6 protein-coding genes are annotated in these 4,683 nt (G+C 65.0%); 3 read left to right on the top strand and 3 right to left on the bottom strand.

All coding sequences use genetic code 11. The annotated features are described in order from the left end of the window. The 3 genes from ACTS2Z_RS04745 to truA all read left to right on the top strand — a co-directional run. Positions 1-889, top strand: an 889-nt coding sequence (locus ACTS2Z_RS04745) for a LysR family transcriptional regulator (RefSeq protein WP_442572076.1), incomplete at its 5' end; no start/stop codon positions are given. 3 nt (positions 890-892) lie between these two features. Continuing rightward, positions 893-1,822: a methionyl-tRNA formyltransferase gene (gene fmt / locus ACTS2Z_RS04740; protein ID WP_442572075.1), complete on the top strand. Its 930-nt coding sequence runs from the start codon at positions 893-895 to the stop codon at positions 1,820-1,822. Positions 1,823-1,826: 4 nt separating this feature from the next. Beyond that, the gene (truA, locus tag ACTS2Z_RS04735) at positions 1,827-2,588 is read left to right on the top strand and encodes a tRNA pseudouridine(38-40) synthase TruA (RefSeq protein WP_442572074.1); all 762 of its coding nucleotides are present in this window, start codon (positions 1,827-1,829) and stop codon (positions 2,586-2,588) included. Here the strand turns inward: truA and ACTS2Z_RS04730 are convergent. The 3 genes from ACTS2Z_RS04730 to ACTS2Z_RS04720 all read right to left on the bottom strand — a co-directional run. Then, positions 2,558-3,142: a hypothetical protein gene (locus tag ACTS2Z_RS04730; protein WP_442572073.1), complete on the bottom strand. Its 585-nt coding sequence runs from the start codon at positions 3,140-3,142 to the stop codon at positions 2,558-2,560. The two genes, truA and ACTS2Z_RS04730, sit on opposite strands and share 31 nt — an antisense overlap. Next, positions 3,142-4,296, bottom strand: coding sequence for a succinyl-diaminopimelate desuccinylase (dapE, locus tag ACTS2Z_RS04725; protein WP_442572077.1), 1,155 nt, complete (start codon positions 4,294-4,296; stop codon positions 3,142-3,144). The genes ACTS2Z_RS04730 and dapE overlap by 1 nt, the downstream gene beginning before the upstream one ends. A gap of 52 nt (positions 4,297-4,348) precedes the next feature. Further along, positions 4,349-4,683: ATP-binding protein (locus tag ACTS2Z_RS04720; protein ID WP_442572072.1), on the bottom strand; the 335-nt coding region annotated here is incomplete at its 5' end.

Below are 4,683 nucleotides of genomic sequence, written 5' to 3'. Positions count from 1 at the left end.
GGATCGTATTGATGCGCTGCGCCTGTTCCGCTCGGTTGCCGAGCTGGAGAGCTTCACCCGGGCGGCCGAGCGCCATTCGCTGACCCCGGGTGCGGCCTCCAAACAGATCTCCGCCCTCGAGGAGCGCATGCAGGCGCGCCTGCTGGAGCGCACGACCCGTTCGGTGCGCCTGACCGATGCCGGGCGGGCGTTGCTGGAGCGGGTGCGCCCCTGGCTGACCGAATATGAGGCGATCGAGAACGGGCTTGCCGCCGACAATGCGGCAGCAGCCGGTTTCCTGCGCGTGGCGGCGCCGGTTGATTTCGGTTCGGCGCGCCTGATCGAGCCGGTCACCGCCTTCATGGAGAAATGGCCATCCGTGGAGGTGCGCCTCGACCTCTCCGACCGCATGGTGGACCTGGTCGATGAAGGCTATGACCTTGCCGTGCGCCTCGGCCACCTGCCCGATTCCAGCCTGATCGCCAAACGCCTTGCCAATGCGCCGATGTCGACAGTGGCGAGCGCCGGATTTCTGGACGCGCGAGAGCCGATTGCCCACCCGTCCGATCTGGCGCGGACAGCGTGCATCATTGACCGCAACCGGCCCGCGCCCAATCTGTGGCGCTATGAAAAGGGCGGGGAAAAGATCGAAGTGAAGGTGGATGGCCGGCTGTCCCTGAACGGGGCAAGCGCGGCGGTGTCTGCCGCCTGTGCGGGCGCTGGCGTGGCGTGTGTGCCAAGCTGGGCGGTGCGCGCCGCGATTGCTGACGGGCGTGTTGTGTCCCTCATGGATGACTGGACGCCCGAAGCGCGCGAGTTGTGGGCGGTCTTCCCGTCCAACCGCTATCTCGCCCATCGTGTGCGCCTGTTCGTGGATTTCCTGGCAGGCTGGTTCAAGGAAAGCGTCTAGTTCATGAGCCTTCGTATCGCCTTCATGGGAACGCCGGAATTTGCCGCGCGCTCGCTTGCCGCCATTACCGGTGCAGGTCACGAGGTGGTTCGTGTCTATACCCAGCCGCCACGGCCCGCCGGGCGCGGGCAGGAGCTGCGCAAGAGCCCTGTGCATCAGCTGGCCGAAGCGTTCGGGATTGAGGTGATGACGCCGGAGCGCTTTCGCGAGGCGGATGTGCTGGCCGATTTTGCAAGCCTCGACCTCGATGTGGCCTGCGTGGTCGCCTATGGCCAGATCCTGCCGAAGGAAGCGCTGGACGCACCGCGTCTCGGCTGTCTGAACCTGCACGCATCGCTGCTGCCGCGCTGGCGCGGGGCGGCGCCGATCCAGCGGGCCATCCAGGCCGGCGACGAGGTGACGGGCGTGCAGATCATGCAGATGGAGGAGGGGCTGGATACCGGTCCTGTCCTGATGAGCGAGATCGTGCCGATCGCGCCTGACGACACCGCAGGCTCCCTGCACGACACGCTGATGGAAACCGGCGCTGAGCTGTGGCCGCGCACGCTTGCCGCCCTTGAGCGCGGCTCGCTGCAGGCTGTGCCGCAGAGCGAGGACGGCGTGACCTATGCAAAGAAGATATCATCGGCAGAAGCGCGCATCGACTGGACGCGCCCCGCGGGCGAGGTGTGTGACCACATACGGGGGCTTTCCCCGTTTCCCGGTGCCTGGTTCACGCTTTCAACGGCCAAGGGTGAGGTGCGCGTGAAGGTGCATTTTGCCGAACCGGAAAAGGGCGAGGGCGAGCCGGGAGAGGTGCTGGATGACGGCCTGCTGGTCGCGTGCGGGCGCGGGGCAGTGCGCCTGACCCGCCTGCAACGCGAAGGCAAGGGCGTGATGGGCGCGGACGAGTTCCTGCGCGGAACCTCGGTCCCTGCGGGCACGATGCTCTGAACCCATGGCCCGCTACCTGCTGACAATCGAATATGATGGCGGCCCGTTCGTCGGCTGGCAGCGTCAGGAGAACGGCCTGTCGGTACAGGAGGTGATGGAGCGCGCCTCTGGTGGGCTCGAGGCCGGTCATCACGAGGTCTATGGCGCGGGCCGGACCGATTCCGGTGTCCATGCGCTGGCCATGACCGCCCATGTCGATTTTGCGAAGGACTGGCGCGCCGATGTGGTGCGCGATGCGCTGAACCATCATTTGCGCCCGCATCCGGTATCGGTGCTCTCTGCGGTGCGGGTGCGCGATGATTTTCACGCGCGCTTTTCTGCCGTCAGACGCGGCTATGTCTATCGCATGGTCGACCGGCGTGCGCCTCTGGCGCTGGCGGCGGGCAAGGCCTGGCAGGTGCGTGTGGCGCTCGATGCAGATGCCATGAACAAGGCTGCGCAAAGCCTTGTCGGCACACATGATTTTACCACCTTCCGCGATGCGCAATGCCAGGCGGATAGCCCCGTCAAATCCATTGATGCGATCAGTGTCGAGCGCAGCGGCGACGAGATCGTTCTGCATGTGGAGGCGATCAGCTTCCTGCACCGGCAGATACGCTCGATCACCGGTTCACTGGTGGAGGTGGGGCGGGGGCGCTGGAGCGTTGAGGACTTCCGCGCAGCGCTGGAGGCGGCAGACCGCACGGGCTGCGGACCCGTCGCGCCGCCGGACGGGCTCTATCTGGCGTTTGTGAACTATCCGCCAGAGGCGCTGGTCAGCCCGTAGACGATCAGCGCGTCGACAACGAGCGGTATGCAGGCGGCACCCGCCGCAAGGCCCCAGTGCAGGCCCAGAGCGCCTGCCGCCACACGCCAGTGTACGAAGAGGCGGATCACCTGGTAGAAGGCCAGAAGCAGGCCGAGCAACTCGGCATTGGCAAGGCCGGCTGCCGCCATCAGCCAGATGAAGGCCTGCACGTGCAGGAGTACGAAGACCGCCCAGTTGTGGACGACTATCCAGGCGGAGAACCCGGTCTTCAGCCCCAGCGCCTTCACCACGATGAAGGCGATGACCGGAAAGAGCAGCCAGATGCGGGCATACTGGCCAAAAGCCTCCAGCACGCTCACCTGCGCCGTATCGCCACCGGGAAGCCCTGCCAGGACATGATTGGCGGCGAGCATCAAAAGGATGAAAGCCGGCAGCGCGTAGAGCGCGGCGAGGAAGGACCGGGCGAACCCGTCCACGGAGACGTCGAAATGCTGACGCCAGTCCGGCTTGAACGCCAGCAGCGCAAAGATGCCGCGAAACCCGGACCGGATATCCCCGATCATGCTGCCCATCAGGCAAAAACCTCGAAGTAGCGTTGCAGGATATCGTGGTAAATTTCTGTTAACACTTCGATATCAGCGACAGGCGTCTGCTCGTCGATCTGATGCATGCTGGCGCCAACCAGGCCAAACTCGGCCACCGGCGCGTAATTCTTGATGAAGCGGGCATCGGACGTGCCCCCGCTGGTGCTCAGTTCCGGGGTATGGCCGGTGCGCGCCTCAATCGCCTCGGAAAGCAGCGCGGTGAAGGGGCCTTCGCGCGTGATGAAGGCATCACCGGTGACCGTGAGATCGGCTGAAATGCTTCCGCCAAAGCCTTGTCTTGCCTTTACAATTTCCTCATTGATCCAGGCTTTCAGCGCGTCGCCGTCCTGCTCGGTGTTAAAGCGGATGTTGAACTTCGCGCTCGCCTCGCCCGGAATGACATTATGGGCCGGATTGCCAATGTCGATAGTTGTAACTTCGAGGTTGGAGGGCTGGAAATGGGTATTGCCGTTATCCAGCGTCCGGGCCGTCAGGGCAGTGAGGAGGCGCAGCAGAGGCGGGACGGGATTGAGCGCGCGGTCAGGGTAGGCGACATGGCCTTGCCGGCCCTTTACCGTGATCACGCCGTTCAGCGAGCCTCGCCGGCCAATCTTCACCATATCGCCCAGCACATGACGGTTGGTGGGTTCGCCAACGAGGCAGTGAGTGAAACGTTCACCCTTTTCTTCAAGGGCTTGCAGCATTTTCTGCGTGCCGTTTATCGCCGGACCTTCCTCGTCGCCCGTAATCAGGAAGGCGATGGAGCCTTTGGGGCTGCCGCCTTCGAGATAGCGCGCCGTTGCGGCGGTGAAGGCGGCAATCGCGCCTTTCATGTCGACCGCTCCGCGCCCGATCAGGGCGTCGCCATGCACTTCGCCAGCGAAGGGGCCTGAGCTCCAGGCCGCTTCCTGTCCGGGTGGCACGACATCGGTGTGCCCGGCAAAGCAGAAAACGGGCTCGGCCGTGCCGAGGCGGGCATAGAGATTGTCCACCTCGCCAAAGGGCATGCGCGTGCAGGTAAAGCCCAGCGCTGTCAGGGCGGCCTGAAGCGTGTCCAGCGCACCTTCATCGCGCGGCGTGACAGACGGTGCGCGGATCAGCGCGCGCGCCAGTGGCAGGGGATCGGTCAGGGGGGAGGTCATCTCGCTCATGGCGATGACATAGGGCCAATCGCGCGGGCGCGCCAGACGGGCTTCATGACGCGGACATGCCCTCGCCGTCGATCAGCGGCAGGGTAATGGCAACATGGTGCCCGCCATTTTCGCCGGAGCCGATATCGGCCTCGCCGCCAAGCTGGCGGGCGAAAGCCTCGAACAGGGCGCCGCCAACGCCCTTGCGTCCGGGCTCGGCCGAAGCGGCTGCGCCCACTCCGTTATCGGAGACGCTTGCGCGGATGCGGCCATCTTCCAGCAGGGTGACGCGTACCTCCAGACGGCCTTCGGCGCGCCCTTCAAAGGCGTGCTTGTAGGCGTTCGTCATCGCTTCAGTGACGAAAAGGGCAAGCGGGATGCAGCGCTCCGCACCGATAT

The sequence above is a fragment of the Glycocaulis sp. genome (genome assembly GCF_052168375.1).
Classification (GTDB): Bacteria; Pseudomonadota; Alphaproteobacteria; order Caulobacterales; family Maricaulaceae; genus Glycocaulis.
This window is presented reverse-complemented; position numbering and strand designations above follow the sequence as displayed.

Bases quoted from the DNA above. Each gene is read 5' to 3' on its own strand.
- fmt (WP_442572075.1), top strand. From the start codon at position 893: ATGAGCCTTCGTATCGCCTTCATGGGAACGCCGGAATTTGCCGCGCGC.
- dapE (WP_442572077.1), bottom strand. From the start codon at position 4,296: ATGACCTCCCCCCTGACCGATCCCCTGCCACTGGCGCGCGCGCTGATC.
- truA (WP_442572074.1), top strand. From the start codon at position 1,827: ATGGCCCGCTACCTGCTGACAATCGAATATGATGGCGGCCCGTTCGTC.
- ACTS2Z_RS04730 (WP_442572073.1), bottom strand. From the start codon at position 3,142: ATGGGCAGCATGATCGGGGATATCCGGTCCGGGTTTCGCGGCATCTTT.